The organism is Promicromonospora sp. MS192 (assembly GCF_049532985.1).
GTDB lineage: Bacteria > Actinomycetota > Actinomycetes > Actinomycetales > Cellulomonadaceae > Promicromonospora.
In genome coordinates, this window is sequence record NZ_CP186693.1 from 5,012,038 (window position 1) to 5,033,572 (window position 21,535).

Annotated in this window: 16 protein-coding genes; 6 read left to right on the forward strand and 10 right to left on the reverse strand. The window is 72.8% G+C overall.

Features of this window, described 5'->3' with window-relative positions; translation table 11 throughout:
* Nucleotides 1-48: 48 nt before the first annotated feature.
* The gene (locus ACO229_RS22345; RefSeq protein WP_423462841.1) at nt 49-2,247 is read right to left on the reverse strand and encodes a S9 family peptidase; all 2,199 of its coding nucleotides are present in this window, start codon (nt 2,245-2,247) and stop codon (nt 49-51) included.
* A 90-nt stretch (nt 2,248-2,337) separates the two neighbouring features.
* Nucleotides 2,338-3,651, reverse strand: coding sequence for an endonuclease/exonuclease/phosphatase family protein (locus tag ACO229_RS22350; RefSeq protein WP_423462842.1), 1,314 nt, complete (start codon nt 3,649-3,651; stop codon nt 2,338-2,340).
* Between the two features lie 271 nt (nt 3,652-3,922).
* Between ACO229_RS22350 and ACO229_RS22355 the strand changes: the two genes are divergently transcribed.
* Complete coding sequence (locus tag ACO229_RS22355; protein WP_397429181.1) at nt 3,923-4,468, forward strand: septum formation family protein; 546 nt, start codon at nt 3,923-3,925, stop codon at nt 4,466-4,468.
* Here ACO229_RS22355 and ACO229_RS22360 read toward each other — a convergent pair.
* Nucleotides 4,449-5,681, reverse strand: a complete 1,233-nt coding sequence (locus tag ACO229_RS22360) for an MFS transporter (RefSeq protein WP_423462843.1) — start codon at nt 5,679-5,681, stop codon at nt 4,449-4,451. The two genes, ACO229_RS22355 and ACO229_RS22360, sit on opposite strands and share 20 nt — an antisense overlap.
* Nucleotides 5,682-5,948: 267 nt before the next feature.
* On the opposite strand from ACO229_RS22360, the gene ACO229_RS22365 reads away from it, so the two are divergent.
* Together ACO229_RS22365 and ACO229_RS22370 are read left to right on the forward strand one after the other, a co-directional pair.
* A complete protein-coding gene (locus ACO229_RS22365; RefSeq protein WP_423462844.1) occupies nt 5,949-8,255 on the forward strand; it encodes an immune inhibitor A domain-containing protein in 2,307 nt (768 codons plus the stop codon).
* A 100-nt stretch (nt 8,256-8,355) separates the two neighbouring features.
* Nucleotides 8,356-9,336: a Gfo/Idh/MocA family protein gene (locus tag ACO229_RS22370; RefSeq protein ID WP_397429178.1), complete on the forward strand. Its 981-nt coding sequence runs from the start codon at nt 8,356-8,358 to the stop codon at nt 9,334-9,336.
* Between the two features lie 47 nt (nt 9,337-9,383).
* Here the strand turns inward: ACO229_RS22370 and ACO229_RS22375 are convergent, their stop codons facing one another.
* Entirely contained in the window at nt 9,384-9,692 is a 309-nt protein-coding gene (locus ACO229_RS22375) for an ArsR/SmtB family transcription factor (RefSeq protein ID WP_423462845.1), read from the reverse strand.
* 63 nt (nt 9,693-9,755) lie between these two features.
* Here ACO229_RS22375 and ACO229_RS22380 point away from each other — a divergent pair, with 63 nt between their 5' ends.
* Nucleotides 9,756-10,949, forward strand: a complete 1,194-nt coding sequence (locus ACO229_RS22380; protein ID WP_423462846.1) for an MFS transporter — start codon at nt 9,756-9,758, stop codon at nt 10,947-10,949.
* A 54-nt stretch (nt 10,950-11,003) separates the two neighbouring features.
* Here ACO229_RS22380 and ACO229_RS22385 read toward each other — a convergent pair whose 3' ends face one another.
* From ACO229_RS22385 to ACO229_RS22405, 5 genes are all read right to left on the reverse strand, one after another.
* The gene (locus ACO229_RS22385; protein ID WP_423462847.1) at nt 11,004-11,831 is read right to left on the reverse strand and encodes an amino acid ABC transporter ATP-binding protein; all 828 of its coding nucleotides are present in this window, start codon (nt 11,829-11,831) and stop codon (nt 11,004-11,006) included.
* Nucleotides 11,818-12,477, reverse strand: coding sequence for an amino acid ABC transporter permease (locus ACO229_RS22390; protein WP_397429175.1), 660 nt, complete (start codon nt 12,475-12,477; stop codon nt 11,818-11,820). Before ACO229_RS22390 ends, ACO229_RS22385 begins: the two co-directional genes overlap by 14 nt.
* Nucleotides 12,478-12,480: 3 nt before the next feature.
* A complete protein-coding gene (locus tag ACO229_RS22395; protein ID WP_423462848.1) occupies nt 12,481-13,275 on the reverse strand; it encodes an amino acid ABC transporter substrate-binding protein in 795 nt (264 codons plus the stop codon).
* 77 nt (nt 13,276-13,352) lie between these two features.
* Nucleotides 13,353-14,336 carry an AraC family transcriptional regulator gene (locus ACO229_RS22400; protein ID WP_423462849.1) on the reverse strand — a complete coding sequence of 328 codons (984 nt, stop codon included), beginning with the start codon at nt 14,334-14,336 and terminating at the stop codon, nt 13,353-13,355.
* A complete protein-coding gene (locus tag ACO229_RS22405; RefSeq protein WP_397411996.1) occupies nt 14,333-15,268 on the reverse strand; it encodes a cation diffusion facilitator family transporter in 936 nt (311 codons plus the stop codon). Before ACO229_RS22405 ends, ACO229_RS22400 begins: the two co-directional genes overlap by 4 nt.
* A 216-nt stretch (nt 15,269-15,484) precedes the next feature.
* On the opposite strand from ACO229_RS22405, the gene ACO229_RS22410 reads away from it, so the two are divergent.
* Nucleotides 15,485-16,450: a class I SAM-dependent methyltransferase gene (locus ACO229_RS22410; protein ID WP_423462850.1), complete on the forward strand. Its 966-nt coding sequence runs from the start codon at nt 15,485-15,487 to the stop codon at nt 16,448-16,450.
* A gap of 539 nt (nt 16,451-16,989) precedes the next feature.
* Here ACO229_RS22410 and ACO229_RS22415 read toward each other — a convergent pair.
* The gene (locus ACO229_RS22415) at nt 16,990-20,385 is read right to left on the reverse strand and encodes a S41 family peptidase (RefSeq protein ID WP_423462851.1); all 3,396 of its coding nucleotides are present in this window, start codon (nt 20,383-20,385) and stop codon (nt 16,990-16,992) included.
* 195 nt (nt 20,386-20,580) lie between these two features.
* On the opposite strand from ACO229_RS22415, the gene ACO229_RS22420 reads away from it, so the two are divergent.
* On the forward strand, nt 20,581-21,471 hold the full coding sequence (locus ACO229_RS22420) for an ABC transporter ATP-binding protein (RefSeq protein WP_423462852.1): 891 nt from the start codon (nt 20,581-20,583) through the stop codon (nt 21,469-21,471).
* Nucleotides 21,472-21,535: the final 64 nt, after the last annotated feature.

The window sequence follows — 21,535 nt, forward strand, 5'->3', positions numbered from 1 at the left end:
ACGGGCCGGCCGGGGCCGCCGGACCAGGTCCCGGCGGCCCCGGCGCTCTCAGCGGTCCGCGAGCCCCAGCACGTCCAGCACCCACGCGTGCTCGAAGGCGATCTGCTCCCACGCCGAGTAGCGCCCCGAGACGCCGCCGTGCCCGGCCGACATCTCGATCTTCAGCATCGCGGGCGCCCCGGCGGCCTGGAGCCGGGCCACCCACTTGGCGGGCTCCACGTACAGCACGCGGGTGTCGTTGAAGCTGGTCGTGGCGAGGATCCGCGGGTAGTGCGTGGCGTCGTCCGCCACGTTCTCGTACGGGGTGTACGAGCGCATGTACGCGTACACCTCGGGGTCGTTCAGGGGGTCGCCCCACTCGTCCCGCTCGGTGACCGTGAGCGGCAGGGTCGGGTCGAGCATGGAGGTCAGGGCGTCCACGAACGGGACGCCGGCCAGCACCCCCGCGAACAGCTCGGGCGCCAGGTTGACGGCGGCGCCGACGAGCAGGCCGCCGGCGCTGCCGCCGTCCGCCACGAGGCGGTCCGGCGTGGTCCAGCCGGTGTCGACGAGGTGCCGCCCGGAGGCCACGAAGTCGGTGAAGGTGTTGCGCTTGGCGCCGAGCTTCCCGTCGTCGTACCAGGCGCGGCCCATCTCGCCACCGCCCCGCACGTGCGCGACGGCGAACACGATGCCGCGGTCCAGCAGACTCAGCCGGGGCACGGAGAAGTACGGGTCGATCGAGTACTCGTAGGCGCCGTACCCGTACAGGAGCAGGGGTGCGGGGTCGGCGGGCGCGTCGCCGGCGCCGGCGAACCGCACCTTGTCCTTGCGCCAGACCAGCGAGACCGGCACCCGCGTGCCGTCGTCGGCCACGGCCCACTCCCGGCGCTGGTCGTAGTCGTCCGGGTCGTAGCCGCCGAGCACGGGCTGCTGCTTGAGCAGGGTGCGCTCGCCGGACGCGACGTCGTACAGGTAGAGGGACTGCGGCGTCACGAACGACGTGTAGCCGACCTTGAGGTTCGGCTGCTCCCAGACGCCCACGCCCGCGCCGACCGACTCCAGCGGCTGGCCGAACGAGAGCTCCTGGAAGTCCCAGGTCACCGGCTCCTGTGCGGGGAGCTGCAGCACGGCCGACCGGGAGATCGCCTCGCGGCGGTAGTAGAGCACCAGGTAGCGCTCGCTCGCGCTCACGCCGTCCAGGCGCACCGCCGGGTCGTGCGGCACGACGACGGTGGCCGCCTCCGGGGCGATCGGTGCACCCGGCGCGGGAACCGGGGAGCTGACCAGCTCGAAGTTCAGGGCGTCGTGGTTGTGCAGGATCAGGAGCGTGTCGCGCGGCCCGTCCGCGGACGGCAGCACCGCGTGCTCCACCGTGTACTCCACGCCCTCGCGGCGGGGCCACACGACCCGGAACTCGCCGGTCGGGTCGTCCGCCTCCAGCAGCCACGACTCGCTCGTCACCTTCGAGCCGAGCTCGATCTGCAGGTACGTGCGGGACCGGGACAGGCCCACGCCCACCCAGTACCGCTCGTCGGGCTCCTCGAAGACCACCACGTCGTCGGAGCCGGGCGTGCCGAGCCGGTGCCGCCACACCCGCCAGGGGCGCCAGGCCTCGTCGACGGTGAGGTAGAAGACGTGCTCGCCGTCGGGCGCGAACAGGGCGCCGGGGGCGGTGTCCCGCACCTCGTCCGGCAGGTCCTGCCCCGTGGCGAGGTCGCGGACCCGCAGCGTGTAGCGCTCGTCGCCCGCCGTGTCGGTGGCGTAGAGCAGGCGGGTCCCGTCCTCGGACACATCGAGCGAACCCAGCGCGAAGAAGTCGTGCCCCTCCGCCTCGGCGTTCTGGTCGAGCAGCACCTGCTCGCCCGGCACGGGCACCCCCGGCTCGAGCACGCGCGGCGTCCAGTCGTCCGGCCCGGCGGCGGGGTAGCGCGCGTGGATCGCGTACTGCTGACCCTCGACGGTGCGTGCGTAGTACCACCAGTCGCCGTCGCGCGACGGCACGGAGAGGTCGGTCTCCAGCGTGCGGCCCTTGATCTCGTCGAACAGGGTCTGCCGCAGGGGCGCCAGGTGCTCCTGCCGCTCCAGGGTCCAGGCGTTCTGCGCCTCCAGGTGCGCGACGACCTCGGGGTCCTCCTTGGCACGGAGCCACTCGTAGTCGTCGACGAAGGTGTCGCCGTGGAAGGTGCGCTGGTGGGGGCGGCGCGGCGTGGCGGGCGGCGCGCCGGTGGAGGACTCGGTCCCGAAGGATGTCAGTGCATCAGACACCGTGTCAGCCTATCCGCGCTCTCTGACGCAGGGCGCGGGAGCCCGCCTGCCGGGCAGGCCCGGACGGCGCGACCCCCGCGCCCGGTGGCGTCAGAGCGTGACGTCCGTCCAGGTCAGGCGGTGGTCGCTGCTCGGGAACGGGTAGACGCCCGTGAGACGGGACAGGGGGTCGGCGGCGGCCGGCCAGAAGACGCCCGCGCCCCGGACCCGCAGGTCGCGCGAGGGCAGCACGTAGTCGACGCGGAGGTTGCCCGGCGTCGTGTCCGCGAAGTCGGCGGTGTCGAGCGCCGGGTCGCCGAGGTGGGTCAGGTTGGCGCCCGCCTGGAGCGCCGCGGCCTCCGGCCCGCCCGCCGACGTGGCCTGCGGGTCGGTGATCCGCGGGTGGTCCAGGAGCTGGTCGATGGCCGCGTCCACGGAGTCACCGTCCACGGGGTCGGCGTTGTAGTCGCCCACGATCACGAAGGAGGACCCGGGGCGCAGACCACCGCGGCGGCCCTCGTCGTCGTACTGGTACCGGGCGCTGCAGCCGCCGCGCACGTAGTCGGCCCAGAACCGGATCTCGTCGTGGTTGCGCAGGCCGTTGCGGTCTTCCGCCCCGTCGAACGACGGCGGGGTCGGGTGCGCCGCCAGCACGTGCACCGTCTCGCGGCCCACGCGCACGGGGACGTCCCAGTGGGACTTGCTCGACAGCGGCAGCACGGCCAGCTCCTCGGCGGAGTACCAGTCGGCCGGGGCAGGGGTGGCCGGGTCGTCCGGGAGGAGCGCGCCCGGCATGTCTGCCCACCGGAAGTCCTGGAAGGTGCGGACCTGGTCGTGCCGGATCGGGTACTTCGACAGCACGAGCATGCCGTACTGCCCCGGGAACAGGCCGAAGCCGAGCGCGTCGTCGCCCCCGCCGACGGTCCCGTCGTTGTTCAGGTCGAACCCGCTGGGGATCCCCGTGTTCGACGGCGCCACGAACGCGTAGGGGTACTCCACCGGCTCGCCGGTGCCCTGCGGCACCTCCAGGTAGTTCTCGCGGAACAGGTCCGCGGCGGCGTACGGGTCGGCGTCGCCGGAGTAGTCGAACTCGTTGAGCAGCACGACGTCGGGGTCCGCGTGCTGGATCACCTCGGCGACCGTCGCGGCCTGCGCGTCGTCGCCCGTGGACAGGTCGGCGACGAGCTCGCCCTGCGTGGCCCGGTTGAGCGACAGGTTGTAGGTGGCCGCGCGCAGCGTCCGGTGGCCGTGGCCGGCATGGCCCCGGTCCGTGGTCGCGCCGGCTGCCGCCGGGACGTCGCGCTGGCTCGCCGACGCCGACGCCGACGCCGGGGCCGCGGTCGCCGCCGGGACGAGGACGGCGCCGGCCAGCAGGGCCGCTGCTGCGGCGGCGCCGGTCAGGCGCCCGGGGGTACTGGCTCGCATGACTGCTCCTTCTTCGGGGTGTCGTGCTCTCGGGGGCTTGCTCGGGCACCACCCGGGTGCCCGCGAGCCACGGTAGGTCGCCGTCGTCCCGCCGGGGTGAACACCGCGTGAACACCGCTGTGCCGGGGTACCGGGAGCTGCCGAGGCGGGGTCGTGACCGGATCGTTGCCGTTCCGGCGCCGGTGTGTCAGTGGCGGACGGTACTTTTCCGGGGCGGCCGTACCGCCGCCCCGCCGGCGTGCGCCGTCGGGCACATCCTGAGGAAGAGTCGATGAACCGTACTGTCCGTCCCGCCCGCCTGCTGGTGGCCGCGGCCGCCGCCACCGTATCGCTGACCCTGCTGACCGGCTGCGGTGTGCTCGACCAGATCACGTCGGGTGGCGACGCGCCGCGTGACGAGCCGGGCGGCGAGATCACCGCCTCCGCCGAGGCGGACGCGTTCCAGATCCTGAAGGGCGACTGCATCGACCTGGAGGCGCTCGACGGGTACGGGGACGCCGCGGAGGGCGAGGAGTACGAGGTCGAGACGGTTCCCGTGGTCCCGTGCGCGGAGCCGCACACGGGCGAGGTCTTCGCCGAGCTCGTCATGGACACCGACGAGTACCCGGGCGACGAGGGCATGTCGAAGAAGTTCGACGAGTGGTGCTACGCCGAGTTCGGCAAGTTCGTGGGGCTGTCCTACGACGAGTCGCAGTACGGCTACACCGGCTTCTACCCGACCCAGGCCACCTGGGAGCAGCTCGACGACCGCACCCTCCAGTGCATCATCAGCTCCGAGGAGCCCGTGACGGGCACCCTCAAGGGCGCCGCGAAGTAGCGGCCTCGCGGGCGGCGGCGCGCGCCGCCGCCCACAGGTCCGCCCCGAGCACCGCCAGCGCGGCGAGCACGAACACGGCCCCGACCAGGGGCACCGTCGTGACGCCGGCGGTGGCGACCACCAGCGCGCCGAGCGCCGACCCGGCGCCGATCCCGATGTTGAACACCGAGCTGGAGATCGCGGTCGCGGACTCGGTGGCGCCCGGGGCGACCCGCAGCGACAGGAAGGACAGGGCGGGCGGGATGGCGCTGAACGCCAGCCCGAACAGGGCCAGCCCGACCAGCGCGAGGGCCGGGACGTGGCCCAGGGTCCGGAGCAGCAGCAGCGCGCCGGTCAGCGCGACGAGTGCCACGACCACGGTGTGCCACGGCCGCTTGTCGAGCACCTGACCGATGAGCAGGGTGCCGGCCAGGCCCGCGGCGCCCTGGCCCAGCAGCAGCGCGCTGAGGTAGCGGTCGGGGAAGCCCGCCGTCTCCAGCAGGAACTGCGTGACGAACGTGATCATCATGAAACCGCCGGTCACGAGCAGCACGGTGACGACCAGGAGCATCACGAAGCGGCGCAGGTCCGGGTGGGTGCCGCGCGCGGTGCCGCTCTGCTCGGCGTCGACGTTCGGCATGGAGACGGCCATCGTGACGCACGCGACCAGGCTGACCGCGGAGAACAGCAGGAAGGCCGTGCGCCAGCTCGTCTGCTGGCCCACCCAGGTGCCGAGCGGCACGCCGAGCAGCGGCGCGAGCGAGTTGCCGACCGCGAGCCGCGCGATCATCTTGCCCCGCACGGCGGGGGCGAACAGGCTCGCGGCGGCCGGGGTGACGATGGACCAGAACAGCGCCTGGCCCAGCGCCGTGACCATGCGCGCCGCCATGAGGTCGGCGTAGCCGATCGCGAAGGCCGACCATTGCGAGCCGACGGCGCAGACCGCGGTGGTCGCCGCGAGCACCCAGCGGCGCTGGAACCGCCGCGTGAGGCGGGTCAGCGGCAGGGACGCCACGACCACGACGACGGCGTACGCCGTGACGAGCAGTCCGATCTCGGAGGTGCTGCGGCCCAGGTCGGGCGCGATGAGGGTGAGCAGGCCGCCGGGGAGGTTCTCCGCCGTGACGAAGGTGAAGGCGCTGACGCTGAGCGCGACCAGTGCGACGATCGCGCGGCGCTGGTCCACCGGCGGAGCGGCGAACTCCGCGGCGGCGGTGGGCCTGTTCGAGGTCATGCATTCTCCGGGGAGTGGGAGCGGCGCTGTGAGAGCGGGCCGGTCCGGACCCGGCGACGGGTGGGCACTCGGCAACGCCAAGGTACGCGGGATCGAACCGATTCGGCACCCGCATACCCGGACAACTGGGTGAACCTGGCGTGTGTCCTAGGCAACATTGTCGTAATATTTCCCTGGTTTCCTCCTCCGTGGACAAAGGTGTCCAGCAGGTCCGGCGACCCGTACGTACCTCCTCGTCCCGGACGCGGCTCTCTTCACGGAGGAAAGATGAACTCTCGTATCTGTGCAGTCGGCGCGGGAGCAGCACTGCTGCTCTCGGCCGCCGTCGTACCGATCACCGCTTCCGCGGCACCGCCCGTCGAGGAGCCGCCGCAGCAGGCGGCCCCGGCCAAGGAGGACAACCGCCCGGACGCCCTGGCCGAGAAGCAGACCGAGCGGCGGCAGCTCGCCGTCGACATGGTCGCCACCGGCGAGGCCATGGTCGAGACCCGCGGCACGGGCAAGCACCGGTCCAAGGTCGTGGAGATCTCCCCGCGCGAGTACGTGGAGTACGGGGTCGAGGAGACGGCGCAGCTCTTCAGCATCCTCGTGGACTTCGGTGACGAGGTCGACGAGCGCTACCCGGACGCCACCGCGGGCCCGGTGCACAACTCGATCCCGGAGCCGGCGGCGGACGACAACTCCACGTACTGGGAGTCCGACTTCTCGCGCGAGCACTACCAGGAGATGTTCTTCACCGGCCTGGAGGACCAGGACGGCGAGTCGTTCGCGGGCATCTACGACGAGATGTCGTCGGGCCGGTTCGACCTGCAGGGCGACGTCTCCGACTGGGTGACCGTGCCCTACAGCACGGCGTCCTACGGCACCACCGAGTCCGGCACTGACATGACGCGGTTCATCCAGGACACCGCGGACGCCTGGTACGACCAGCAGGTCGCGGCGGGCAAGAGTGCCGAGGAGATCGAGGCGTACCTGCAGTCGTTCGACGTCTGGGACCGCTACGACCTGGACGGCGACGGCATCACCAACGAGCCCGACGGCTACATCGACCACTTCCAGGCGATCCACGCCGGCGAGGGCGAGGAGGCCGGTGCGCCCGAGGAGGCCATCTGGTCGCACCGCTGGTCGGTCAACCAGGGCGGCTTCGGCACGGACGGCCCGGCCGACTACCCGAAGGTGGGCGGCATCAAGATCGGTGACTCCGACATCTGGATCCGCGACTACACCACGGAGCCGGAGAACGGCGGCCTCGGCGTCTTCGCGCACGAGTTCGGGCACGACCTCGGCCTGCCCGACTACTACGACACCGCGGGCGGCGAGAACGGCACGGGCTACTGGAACCTCATGAGCTCCGGCTCGTGGATGGGCCACGGCGACGGCACCATCGGCACCACGCCGAACCACATGGGTGCCACGGAGAAGCTGTTCCTGGGCTGGCTCGACTACGAGACGGTGGAGCCCGGCGAGACCGAGCGCGTCAAGCTCGGCCCGTCGTTCCACGCCACGACGCGCGCGCAGGCCGCGATCGTGAACCTGCCGGACGGCGTCGAGCAGGTCGACCTCGGCATCGCACCGTTCGACGGGCAGTTCGTGTACTCCGGTACCGGCAACGACCTGAACAACACGATCACGTCGCCCTCGTTCACCGTGCCGGACGGTGCCTCGCTGACCGCCAAGGTGCAGTACGACATCGAGGTGGACTACGACTACGCGTTCGCCGAGGTCTCGACGGACGGCGGTTCCACCTGGACCGCGCTGGCGAACAACCTGTCGACGGACGAGGACCCGAACGGCACCAACCCAGGCGCCGGCATCACCGGTAGCTCGGACGGCGCCTGGGTGGACCTGACCGCGGACCTGGCGGACTACGCGGGCGAGACGGCGCAGGTCCGGTTCCGCTACTCCAGCGACGGCGGCACCAACGAGACCGGCATCCTGGTCGACGACGTCGCCGTGGGCGACGCGCTGACCGAGGACTTCTCGGACGTCGCCGACTGGACCGTCGACGGCTTCACCACGGTCGGTGCCGACGGCACCTACGAGGTCACCTACCAGCACTACTACGTGGCCGAGAACCGCGTGTACGGCGGGTACGACCAGACGCTGAAGACCGGTCCGTACAACTTCGGCTGGAGCTTCACCAACAGCAACAAGGTGGAGCACTACCCGTACCAGGACGGCCTGCTGATCTGGTACGTGAACAGCCTGTACGGCGACAACAACACGTCGCAGCACGAGGGCGGCGGCCAGGCGCTGCCGGTCGACGCGCGCCCGCAGGTGCTGAAGTGGTCGGACGGCACGATCGCCCGGAACCGCATCCAGTCCTTCGACGCGACGTTCGGCCGCGAGAAGACGGACGCGATCTCGCTGCACCGCGAGGTGTCGGCCACGTCGCTCACGACCCTGCGGCAGGGCAAGCAGAGCCCGGCCTGGGTCTTCGACGACACCGACCCCGAGGCCTACTGGGACGCGGAGAACCCGCGTCACTCGGTGAAGGTGGGCGGCACGGGCACCACCATCAAGGTGCTGACCCAGGACGCCCGCACCGGTCACATGACCATCCAGGTCAACTGACCCATCGCTGAGCAAGCTCGCGCCAGCAGAGCGCCCGTCCGGTTCCGACCGGGCGGGCGCTCTGGCGTCGTCGGCCCGGCGCGGGACTACCCTTCGAGGCATGACACACCTGCGATGGGGCATCCTGGCGGCCGGCGGGATCGCCGCGAGCTTCACGTCCGACCTGAACGACAACGGCTTCACCGTGCAGGCGGTGGGGTCCCGATCCCTGGAGAAGGCGCGCGCGTTCGCCGACCGGTTCGGCATCCCGACGGCGCACGGCTCCTACGAGAACCTGGTGAACGACCCCGAGGTCGACATCGTCTACGTGGCCACGCCGCACCCGATGCACGCCGAGGCGGCGAAGCTCGTGCTGGAGGCCGGCAAGCACGTGCTGGTCGAGAAGCCGTTCACGCTCAACGCCGCGGAGGCGCGCGAGATCGCGGAGCTCGCCGAGGCCAAGGGCCTGGTGGCGCTGGAGGCCATGTGGACCCGGTTCCTGCCGCACATGGCACGCGTGCGCGAGATCATCGCCTCGGGCGTGCTCGGTGAGGTGCGCACCCTCCTGGTGGACCACACCCAGGACCTGCCCGACGACCCGGCCCACCGCATCAACGACCTGGCCCTGGGCGGCGGCTCGCTGCTCGACCTGGGCATCTACCCGGTCTCGTTCGCGTGGGACCTGTTCGGCGAGCCGCTCACGATCCAGTCGCACGCGACGTTCAAGGAGACCGGCGCGGACGCCACGATCGCGACGATCTTCGGGTACGACGGCGCCCGGGTCGCGACCACGGTGTCGGCGTCCGACACCCGGGGTCCCAACCGGGCCTCGATCCTGGGCACCGAGGGGCGCATCGAGATCGACGCGACCTGGTACAACCCCTCCACGGTGCACGTCTACGACGCGTCGGGCACCGAGACCGAGACCTTCACCGCCGAGGTGACCGGCCGCGGCATGCACTTCCAGGCCGCCGAGGCAGAGCGCCTGGTCGCGGCCGGCGAGCTGGACAGCCCGCTGCTCCCGCGCGCGGAGACGGTGGCCATCATGGCCACCCTGGACGAGATCCGCTCCCAGATCGGCCTCACCTACCCGGGCGAATAGCGCGCCCAGGACGCCGAGATCTGGCGGTGTGCCACCAGATCTCGGCGTCAGGCGTCGCCCAGAACCGCTTCGATCAGGCCAGGGAACTTCTCGTCCAGCTCGTCCTTGCGGAGCTGGATGGTGTGGCTGCGGCCGTGCACCACCGTGCGCGTGACCCCGGACTCCCGCAGCGTGCGGAAGTGGTGGGACATGGTCGACTTCGAGAGGTTCAGGTCTCCCCAGACCTCGGGCGTCTTGGCGCACGGCTGGCCGTCGCCGAGCCTGCGCACGATCTGCAGGCGTGCCGGGTCGGCCAGGGCGCGGAGCACGTCGACGAGCTCGACCTCGGCCATGTCGGGACTCGGGAAGTCACTCATCGTTCACCTGCACCTCGTCGTAATCGTTCGACAGGCATCGAACGATTGGCTACGCTCAACCGTATGACGCTCATCGAACGATCTTACTCGCTGCGTGGCGCCTACCTCCGGATCGCCCTGATCTCCGCAGCTCTGTTCGTGGTCGGCACCAACGCCTTCGTCATCGCGGGCGTGCTCCCGCAGATCGCGACGGGTCTCGGCGCGTCCACCAGCTCCGTCAGCTACTCCATCTCCTGGTACGCCATCATCGTCGCCGTCCTCGCGCCGGTGGTCTCCGTGCTGTGCGCCCGAACGTCACGTGCCGCGCTGATGGGCGCCGGCATGGGGCTCATCGCCGGAGGAATCGCCCTGTCGGCGATCGCGGGCGACCTGACGCTCTTCACGGCGGGCCGGGTGGTCGCCGCACTGGGCGGCGCCGCGCTCGTGCCCGCGGCGATGGCCGCGGCTCCCACGCTCGTGCCCGCCGAGCAGCGCGGGCGTGCGCTCGGTGTCGTCGGGTTCGGCTTCATCCTGGCGACAGCCGTCGGCTCGCCGCTGGGCACGGCCCTCGCGGCGCTGGGAAGCTGGCGGCTCGCGCTCGGCATCCTGGCGGCGCTCGCAGCGGTGCTGGCCCTGGCGGTGCTGGTCCTCACGCGGGACGTACCGACCGGCGTCGTGCCCGGGATCGCCGCCCGGTTCGCGGTGCTGCGCGACGTCCGGATCGGCCTCGCCCTCATGACGACCCTGCTGTTCACCGCCGCGTTCAACATGGTGTACATCTTCAGCTCCGCCGTGACGGAGAGCGTGACCGGTGGCAGCGGCACGTCGCTGGCGACGCTCCTGCTGGTCTTCGGCGTGGCGGGCGTGGTCGGCAACTGGCTGGGCGGGTCGCTCACCGACCGCTTCGGGGCACGGCCCACGGCGCTCGCCGCCCTCGCGGGGGTGACGGTCTCCCTCGCCGCGCTCTACGCGGTCGAGGGCTCGTACGTGGGTACCGCGGTGCTCTTCGGCGTGTGGGGCCTCGCCACCGCCGCGGCCCTCGTCCCGATCCAGCACCGGCTGGTCGACGTCGATCCCGCCGTCGCCGGGGTCTCCCTGTCCTGGTACTCCACGGCCATGTACATCGGGATCGCGCTGGCCCCCGTCGTGGGGGCGTCGGTGCTGCCCTACGGTGCGGCGTGGCTCGATCTGCTCGGTGCCGCGGCGGCTGCCGCGGCGCTCGGGGTCTTCGCCCTCGGCTACGTGGTGCGACGCCGCGTCGCGCCGGTCGTCGCCTAGCCCCCGGCCGGGCGCACGGTCACCGCGTGGCTCCGTGCGCCCGGCCGGGCTGGCTCAGTCGAGCGGGTGGAGGATCCGGTCGAGGAACCGGCGCGTGCGCTCCTCGGCGGGTGCGGTGAAGATCTGCTCCGGTGTGCCCTGCTCGACCACCACGCCACCGTCGAGGAACAGCACCTGGCTGGCCACCTGCCGGGCGAAGGACAGCTCGTGGGTCACCACCACCATGGTCCAGCCCTCGTCGGCGAGCTCCTTCATCACGGTCAGCACCTCGCCCACCAGCTCGGGGTCGAGGGCCGACGTCGGCTCGTCGAACAGCAGCAGGTCCGGCTGGAGGGCGAGCGCGCGGACGATGCCGACGCGCTGCTGCTGACCGCCGGACAGCTCGTGCGGGTACGCGTCGCGCTTCTCGAGCAGTCCCACGCGGGCCAGCAGCTCCTCGGCGCGGCCGACCGCCGTCGCGTGGGGGACGCCCTGGACCTGGGTGGGACCCTCCACCACGTTCTCCAGCACGGTGCGGTGCGGGAACAGGTTGTGGTGCTGGAACACCATCGCCGACCGGTCGCGCAGCGCGGCCCGGTCGGACCTGGCCGCCGCTCGTGCGGCGCGGCCCCGGAACCAGCCCGACCCCGTCGCGGCCGCCTGCGCGCCGAAGTCGATCACCGGGCCGCCGTCCAGCTCCAGCACGCCGGCGTCGGGGGTCTCCAGACCGTTGAGCGAGCGCAGCACCGTGGTCTTGCCGCTCCCGGACGCGCCGATCAGCGCGACGACGTCGCCCCGCCGCACGTCCAGGTCCACGCCGCGCAGCACGTGGTTGGTGCCGAACGACTTGTGGATGCCACGGGCGGTCAGGAGGCTGCCGGTGGGGCGGTCAGTGGGCGACATAGCGGTCCAGTCTCTTCTCGAGGGCGTTCTGGCCGGTGGAGAGCACGGTGCAGAACATCCAGTAGATCAGGGCCGCCTCGGTGTAGATCACCATGAACTCGTTGCTGAACGCCGCGATCTCCTGCGCCCGGCGGAACATCTCGGTGACCAGGATGAGCGTGGCCAGCGAGGTGTCCTTGACGAGCGAGATGAACGTGTTGGACAGGGGCGGCACCGACACCCGCGCGGCCTGCGGCAGGATGATCCGGCCGAGGGTCCGGGCCGGCGACATGCCCACGGTCCAGCCGGCCTCCCACTGTCCCTTGGGCACCGACAGGATGGCGGCACGGACCACCTCGGCCGCGTAGCCGCCCACGTTCATGGAGAAGGCGATGATCGCGCTGGGCCACGGTTCGATCCGGACACCGAGCTCCGGCAGGCCGTAGAAGATGATGAAGAGCTGCACCAGGAGCGGCGTGCCGCGGATCAGCGAGATGTAGGCGCGGCCGATCCACGACACCACCGGGTTCGGTGACAGCCGCAGCAGGGCCACGACGAGCGCCAGCACCAGCCCGATCGCGAACGAGGCGACGGCGAGCGGGATGGTGCCGGTGAGGCCGCCGCTCAGGAGCGGCCAGAACGAGTCGGCGACGAGCTGCCAGTCCATGGACTACTCGGACACGTCCTCGCCGAAGTACTTCTCGCCGAGCTCCGCGAGGGTACCGTCGGCGCGGAGGTCGGCCAGGGCGCCGTCGATCGCCTCGGCGAGGGCCTCGTTCTCCGGCGTGACGACGAACGCGGACTGCGACTCCTCCTCCGTCTCGGCGGCGACCTTGATGCCCGAGGCGTCCTCGGTGTTGGCGTAGTCGAGGTAGGTCAGGCTGTCGTTGATCGTCGCGTCGACGCGGCCCTGCTCCAGCAGCGCCACGGCCTGGGCCCAGCCCTCGACCGCCTCGACGGTCGCGCCGCTCTCCTCGGCGAGCTCGTTCCAGTTGCTCGTCAGGGACTGCGCGCTGGTCTTGCCGTCGAGGTCCTCGAAGCCATGGATGTCGTTGTTGTCCGCGGCCACCACGAGCACGCCGGTGGACACGGTGTACGGCGCCGAGAACAGGTAGTCGGCCTCACGCTCCGGGGTGATGGTCACCTGGTTCGCGATGGTGTCGAAGCGGCCGGCGTCCAGACCCGCGAAGATCGCGTCCCACTGGGTCTCCTGGAACTCGATCTCCAGGCCCAGGTTCTCGGCGACGGCCTGGGCGATCTCGACGTCGTACCCGACCAGCTCGCCGGACTCGTCGTGGAAGCTGAACGGGCGGTAGGTGCCCTCCGTCGCGACGACCAGGGTGTCGCCCGACAGGCCGAGCTCCTCGCCGGCGCCGCCGGACTCGCCGGAGCTGCCGCAGCCGGTCAGGGCCAGGAGGGCAGCCGAGGCTGCGGCGGCCGAGAGGAGGGCGCGGTTGCGAGACATGGAGGCTCCGTTCGATGGTCGTGACATATCGGTCGTGCCGATGTGTGCCCCAAAACTAGCCGATGGCAGGGGTGAACTCACGCTCGTCCTCCGTGACGTTCACCGCGGCGCCAGCGGTCGGGTGTGATCCCGTACCGGTCCTTGAAGCGTCGGACCAGATAGGTGGCGTCCCGCAGCCCGGTCCGGGCGGCCACCACACCGAGCGGCAGGTCGGTGTCGCGCAGGAGCCGGCGCACCTCGGTCAGGCGTCGCTCGGTGATCCAGTCGAGCAGGGTCCGCTCCGTGCGCTCCCGGACCACCGTGGTCAGGTGGCCGGGGGTGTAGCCCAGCGCACGGGCGACGTCGGCCGCCGAGACCGGCTCGCGGAACGTCGCCTCGATCTCCTCGAAGACGCGGGTGACCAGCGGGTCCGGCGGTGCGGGGGCGGACGGCGCGAGCCGGGCCGCCCCGACGAGGATCCGGGTCAGCAGGGCCGACGCCGCCTCGCGCGCCCCGACCCGGCCCGGTTCCGCCAGCTCCTCGGCGAGCTCCGTCAGCCAGGCCGACCAGCGAGGCCGGTCGGCCGCGGGGACGTTGGCGCTCGGTCCGGCGGCCGCGCCGTCCTCGGCCACGCCGTCGCCGGCCGCGCCCGCCGCGGTGCCGTCGGCACCGGCCGCGAACAGTGCCAGGAGCGGGTGGTGCGCCCAGGCGAGCGGCGACACGGAGGCCAGCGACGGGACGGCGTCGGGCATGAACGAGACGCTCCAGGCGACGCAGTGCGCCAGGTCCGCGAGGCGTTCCGCACCGATCGCGCGGCCGGGCGGGACGGCGTGCACGTCGCCGTCGCGCAGCGGGGTGGGCCGTCCGCCCAGGCTGACCGTGCCCCCGCCCCGCTCGACGTAGACCAGCACGAGGAAGTCGTGCGCGTGCCGGTGGTCGGGCGGGAGGTGGGGATGGTCGGCCGTGGCGTCGACGCGGGTGACCCGCACCGACGGCGTGCCCGGGCCCGCAGGGTGCCGGTAGACCGGGGTGCCGTCCGGGCGGACGGTGCGGAGCCGGTTGCCCGACGGCGAGGAGGTCACCGGGTGTCACCCCGATCCTCCGGCACCGCCGGGGTGAGGACGGCGTCGACGATCTGCGGGGTCTGCTCCAGCTCACGCTCCAGCGCCCGCAGCCGCACCGCCACGCGGGACTCCGACTCCTCCCCGGGCAGGTCGATGCTGGCCACCAGCAGGATCTGCCGGGGTCCCACGAACTCCAGCCGCAGGTAGCCCACGTGGTCCACGCCGGGCAGCGCCTCGACCCGGGCGCGCACCGCCTGGTGGATCCGCTCGTCGGCCACCTCGCCCGTCAGGAACCGCCGGTTGCGGTCGAAGAGCACGAGCGCCACGACGCACAGCAGCACCCCGACCAGGACCGAGCCGATCGCGTCGTAGCGCGCGTCGCCGGTGACCTGGTGCAGCCCCATCCCGGCCGCGGCGATCACCAGGCCGGCCAGGGCCGCCGAGTCCTCCGCGAGCACGGCGCGCAGCGTCGGGTCGGAGGTCGCCAGCGCGTGGTCCAGGAGGTCGCGCCCGAGCGCCCGGGCCTCCGCGCGGGTGCGTCGGTACGCCTGCACGAACGAGACGCCCTCGAGGCAGAACGCGATGCCGAGAACCAGGTAGCCGACCGTGTACGACGTCGCCTCGCCCTCGGCCCCGAACTCCTGGATACCGTGGTAGACCGAGACGACGCCACCGGCCACGAAGAGGCCGAGCGCGGCCAGCATGGACCAGACGTACGCCTCGCGGCCGTAGCCGAGCGGACGCTCCCGGTCCGGTGCCCGGGCCGCCTTGCGCTCCGCGACCAGCAGGAAGACCTCGTTCCCGGTGTCGGCCCAGGAGTGCGCCGCCTCCGCCACCATCGACGCCGAACCCGTCAGGACCGCGGCGAACGTCTTGGCCGTCGCCACCGCGAAGTTCGCGGCGAACGCGATCACCACCGTGAGTCCCGAGCCACCCCGGTCCTGTGCCATGCGTCCCCCTCTGCCCTGCGGCGGTTCCGGCGTCGCCGCGCGTACGACGCTACCGCCGCCGGGCCTCGCCCGCCCGGTCCCGGCGGCTGCGCGGGGCACGCGACCAGGCCGAGGAACGTGCGATCCGCACCGACTTTCGTCCGGTCGGCCACCCGAAGAATGTCTGATGCTGGAGAGGTACGCCGCACCCTCGCGGCACGGGTGGAAGGAACACGGATGGACCACGACACCGCAGGGCGGATCCGCGACGCACGCACCCGGGAGGAGCGTGACCGCGAGTTCCTTCCCGGCATGGGCAAGCCCTGGCTGCTGCCGCTCTACGACCTGTTCTCCCGCTTCTCCCAGGTGCGGCCGGTGCACGACCGCACGGCGGCGCTCGCCGACGTGGCGCCCGGCGAGTCCGTGCTCGACGTGGGCTGCGGCACCGCCAACCTGTCCCTCGCGGTGCTCCGCGCCCAGCCCGGCGCGCGGGTCACCGGGCTCGACCCCGACGGGGCCGCCCTGCGCATCGCGGCCCGCAAGGCCACCCGGCGCGGCGTCCCGCTCACCCTGGTACAGGGTTTCGCGGACCGCCTCCCCGCCGAGGACGGGACGCTCGACCACATCGTGTCCGCGCTCGCCCTGCACCACGTGCCGGACGACGCCCGCGGCCGGTTCGGGCACGAGGCCTTCCGGGCGCTACGGGTGGGCGGGACGGTGACCCTCGCGGACTTCGGTGGTCCGGGGCACGGGCCGGGGCCGGGGCCGGGGCCGGGGCCGGGGCACGGGCATGGTGCCGACCGGGCGGGCGGCGCGGCCGGCATCGGTGATGGAGCGCGGCGCGGCGGCGGCGCGACCGGCGATGCCGCGGTCGAGGCGGGCATGTCTGGGGACGGGGGGCCTGGTGGTGGTTCTGGTGGTTCTGGTGGTGGCGGTTCTGGTGGTGATGGCCTTGGAGGTGACGGTCTTGGTGGTGACGGTGCTGGTGGTGGGCACGCCCACTGGTACGGCCGCGTCCGCGGGCGCCGAGGGATGCGCCACGGCGGGCACTCGGCCGTGGCTGCCAACCCGCACACCGCCCGGAACCTCGGCGGCGGCCTCGTGCGCCTCCTCGCTGATGCCGGGTTCACCGACGCCCGCGAAGTGGCACACATCGACCACCGCTACGGCCCGCTGACGATCGTGCAGGCCACGCGCCCCTGAGGTTCTTTCGAGGAGCACCGCGTGCTCGGCCGTCTGCCCGGCTCGGCGCAGTGTTCGGTCGCTTGCCTCAGCTCAGCGGTGTCACCCGCGCCAGCCCAGCGTGGTGTTCGGTCACCTGCCCCAGAGCCGACGCTGTGTTCGGTCGCCTGTCCCGGTCCGGCGGTGTCGCCCGTCCCAGCCCAGTGGAGTGTTCGGTCACTTGCCCCAGCCCAGCGGTGTTTACCCGCGCCAGCCCAGCGTGGTGATCGGTCGCCTGCCCCAGAGCTGACGCCGTGTTCGGTCGCCTGCACTGAGATCGGTCCGTTGAGCGACCGATCTCGAGGCATCTGACCGAACTTTGCGGCCAGAACGGTGCAGGTGACCGAACTCTGCGGCCAGAGTGGTGCCGGTGACCGAACTCTGCGGCCAGAGTGTGGTGCAGGTGACCGAACTTGCCGCTCGGAGTGGTGCGGGTGACCGAGTTCGCCGGCCAGAACGGTGCAGGCGACCGAGTTCGCCGGCCAGAACGGTGCAGGTGACCGACCACCCAGGAGCCCCGGCTACCCGCGGCGGACCCGTGGCTCCGGCAGTGCCGGGGCCACGGCGGCGGGCCGCTCCTCCAGCCGGCGGAAGGCCTCGGCGATCCCTGCGTCGAGCTGCGGGTCGACGTCGGAGAAGTAGTCGGCCGGCGTGTGCCGCACCTCGATGTCGGGGTCCACGCCGTGGTTCTCCACGCCGAAGCCCTTGCCGTCCAGCCAGAACGAGTACCGGGGCTGGGTGATCCCCGTGCCGTCCACCAGCCCGAACCGGCCGTCGATGCCGATCACGCCGCCCCAGGTGCGGACCCCGACCACGGGGCCGACGCCGAGCGCCTGCGCGGCGGCGTTCACGATGTCGCCGTCCGAGCCCGCGTACTCGTTGGTGACCAGCACGACCGGTCCGCGCGGAGCACGGCTCGGGTAGGTCTCCGGTCGGTCGTAGTACCGGTTCAGCTCCCAGCCCGCGACGCGTGCCGCCAGGCGGGCGATCACGAGCTGTGAGGTGTGCCCGCCGCCGTTGAACCGCACGTCCACCACGACGCCCTCGCGGTCGGTGGCAAGCCGCAGGTCGCGGTGGAGCTGCGCCCAGCCCGTGCTCACCATGTCCGGCACGTGTACGTACCCGAGGCGCCCGCCCGACTTCTCGGCCACGTACTGGCGGCGCGACCGTACCCAGTCCTGGTAGCGCAGGTCGGACTCGTCGGCGAGCGGCACCACCACGACACGGCGGTCGGTGTGCGGGGCCGCGCCGTCGCCGGAACCGTCGGCCGCCGGGCGACGCAGCGTGAGCTCGACCGGGGTCTCGGCCGCGCCGAGCAGGCTCGCGGCCGGGCCGGCCACCGGGTCCACCGGCCGCCCGTCGACGGCCACGATCAGGTCGCCCGGCCGCGCGTCGACCCCGGCCGCGCGCAGCGGCGACCGGGCCCCCGGGTCGGACGACTCGCTCGGCAGCACCCGCTCGATGCGCCAGCCCTCGGCGGTACGGGCGAGGTCCGCGCCGAGCAGGCCGAGCCTGCGGGAGGTGTCGCCCCGCTCGCCGGGCCCGCGCACGTACGCGTGCGAGGTGTTGAGCTCCGCGACGGTCTCCCAGAGCACGTCCTCCAGGTCGTCGTGCGTCGCGACCCGGTCTACGAGCGGGCGCCAGCGGGCCACCACGCCGGCCCAGTCGACGCCGTCCATGTCCGCGCGCCAGAAGTGGTCGCGCATGATCCGGGCGTTCTCGTCGAACATCTGGTGCCACTGCGCGCGGGGGTCCACCTCGTAGCGCACGCGGGACAGGTCGATGTCGAACGCGGTCGGGTCGTCGTCGCCGGGCTTGCTCGTCGCCGACTGCGTGCTGAGGTCGGAACCGGACCGGACGACGATGCGCTCGCCGTCACCGGACACCGCGTAGGCGTGCACCTTCTCCGCGACGTCGGTGGCCTTGCGGGCCTCGAACGACCAGAACTGCAGCACGTTCGGCACCGGGTCCTCGTCCGTCCCGGCGTGCCGGGAGCCGAGCACGCCCGCGTCGTCGGTCTCGTGCACCCAGAGCACGCCACCCTTGGCGGCGAGCAGGTCGCGGTAGCGGCCCGACGTCACCGGAAACGGGACGACGCGCTCCTCCGCGCCGTCGGCGTCGAGGTCTGGGGAGACGACGCCGTCGTCCGCCTGGCCGGCGTCCTGCTCGCCGTCCGTGTTCCCGTCGGTCTGCTTCTCTTCCTGCTTGTTCTCGTCCGGCTTGGCCAGCCGCCAGCCGTCGGCGCTCGGGCCGAACGGCGCCGGCTCGGTCGCCGCGAGCGGGATGAGCCACGGCCGCGTGGCGGCGCTGAACGACAGCGCGAACTCGTGGGAGTCGTAGGACGGGTCGAACGTGCGGTCCGAGAGGAACACCAGGTACTTGCCGTCGTCGCTGAACGCCGGGGAGAAGTCGTGGAACCGGCCCGAGGTCAGTGCCGTCACGACGGGCTGCTCGGCATGCAGGTCGGCCACCAGGATCTGGTGGTGGTCGCCCACGTTGCCCGTCGGGCTCGACCACGCGAGGTACCGCCCGTCCGGCGAGAACACCGGCGACTCGGCCTCGCCGTTGGCCGACCGGCCGAGCGAGGTGATGGTCCCCGGCGCCACGTCGGAGTCGCCGTCCGGGACGGCGACGAGGTTGATCCGGCCGTCGTGCGACACGGCCGCGACCCGGTCGCCGGCCGGGCTGGCCGCGAGGTGCAGCACCCGGCCGAGCTCGCCGTCCGCGAGGCGGAGCGGCGCCGTGTCCGGGACGTCGCCGGACGCCCCGGGCAGGGTGTGGACCTCCAGCGCGTCCTCCCTGCTCACGCCGTCCGCGGTGGTGCGCGGCGCGTCCGTCACCACGACGGCGCGACCGGTGTCGCCGAGCAGGACGGGCTCGCGGACGCGCACCGACGGGTCGGCGACCAGCGCACGTGCCGGGCCCGCGCGGTGGGTGACCCAGTAGGCGGTACCGAACCAGCCCACGACGCTCGCGTCCCCCGTCCGGTCGACGGCGAGGCCGTCGACCGGCACCGGCGACGACCCGGGATCCGTCGAGTACGGCTGGGGCAGCGCCCCGGTGAGCGTGATGTCGAGCCGGCGCGGGGTGCCGTCCAGCTCGTCGAGCAGCCAGAGGTCGCCGCGGCTGTGCCAGACGATCCGCGACCCGTCCGACGTCGCGTCACGGACGTAGCCCTCGGCCTCGGTCTGGAAGGTGAGCTGCCGGGGTTCCGGAGTGCCGGTCGCGCTCGCCAGGCCGTCGAGCGTCCACAGGTTGGCCTGCTCGTCGGCGTGGTCGGGGAAGGTGGCGGCCCGGTCCGAGGTGAACACCAGCGTGTCACCGATCCAGATCGGGTCGTAGACCCCGGCCTCCTCGGCGGGCAGCGGGCGCTGCCAGTCCTCCCCGCCGCGGTCGAGCCACAGCACCGACGCCGTGCCACCCCGGTACCGCTTCCAGAGGGCGGGCGTGCGGTAGCCGGCCGAGACCAGCGCGGTCGTGCGGGCGCCGTCCGGGCCCACGTGCTGCGCCACGCCCCAGGCCGGGCCGTAGCGCGGGGTCTCGACGGTGCCATCGAGCCCGACCGCGCGCACGACGGTGAGCGAGCGCTCGTGCGTCCCGGCGTTGGACGACACGAGCACCCGGCCGGCGTCGTCCCAGCCGAGCACGGTCATGGCGTTCCCGCCGAACCAGGTCAGGCGCCGGGTGGCGCCGTCGGACAGCTCGACCACGTAGGCCTCGGGGTGGCCGTCCCGGTGGGACACGTACGCGAGCCGCGTGCCGTCGGGCGCGAACCGGGGGGTCGTCGCGGGTGCGTGATCGCTGGTCAGGCGCCATGCCCGCCCGCCGGAGACCGGGGCGAGCCAGACGTCGTCGTCGGCTACGAAGGCGACCTGGTCGCCGTGGACGTGGGGATACCGGAGATAGGCCTGGGTCACTCCGTCAACGTACTCGGGGGGTCCGACACCCGTCATCGGAAATCGCTCTGTGCAGCACGCCCGGTGGTCCACATCGTGGTCTCACATCATGGAACAGTCTGGTGTGCGTCATGCATCGTCCTGTTCTATGTGGCCCATCGACAGTGCTGACGACAGCCGTCCGCCGCACCGACCGAGCGCAAGGGATGGACAACGATGGTTCTGCCCACCACGGCGTCCACGGCGCGGCCCGCCGACCCGGCAGACCCGGTCGGCGGCGCGGACGCCGGCCCTGCGCTCCCCGTCCGCCTCGACGGCGTGGCCCGCGTGTTCGCCGCGCCGGGCCGTTCGTCCGCAGCGCGCGACCGGGGGCCGGGCGGCCGTCCCGTGCTCGACGGCGTCGACCTGGAGGTGGCACGGGGCGAGATCGTGGCCGTGCTCGGCCCCTCCGGCTGCGGCAAGTCGACCCTGCTGCGCCAGGTCAGCGGCCTGGACACGCCGACGTCGGGCAGCGTGACGATCGACGGGACGCCCGTCGCGGGTGCCGACCCGCGCACCGCCGTCGCCTTCCAGGAGCCGCGCCTGCTGCCGTGGCGGACGCTCACGCAGAACGTCGCTCTCGGCCTGCCGCCCGGCACGGCGCAGGCCGTCGGGCGCGAGCGCGTCGCGCGCCTGCTCGACCTGGTCGGGCTCGCCGCGTCCGCCGGGCTGCGGCCGCGGCAGGTCTCGGGCGGCATGGCGCAGCGCGCCTCGCTCGCCCGGGCGCTCGCGCGCAACCCCGGCGTCCTGCTGCTCGACGAACCGTTCGGCGCGCTGGACGCGCTGACCCGCCTGCGGATGCAGGACCTGCTGCTCGACGTGCACGCCGCGCGGCCCGCGACGGTCCTCCTGGTCACCCACGACGTCGAGGAGGCGCTCTACCTCGCCGACCGGGTGGTGCTGCTGCGCACCCTGTCGGACGGCGGGCCGGACGCCGCGGCCCGGAGCATCGCCCGGATCGTGGACGTGCCGGGTGACCGCCCCCGCGACCGCGCCGCCCGCGACCTGGCCGAGCTCCGCGCGGAGCTGCTCGACGGTCTCGGCGTGGCCACCCATCACGCCCGCTGAGCCCGCCACCACCGGATCGACCCACCCCGCCCGCCGGCCGCCGTCGGGCAGCGAGAGGAAACAA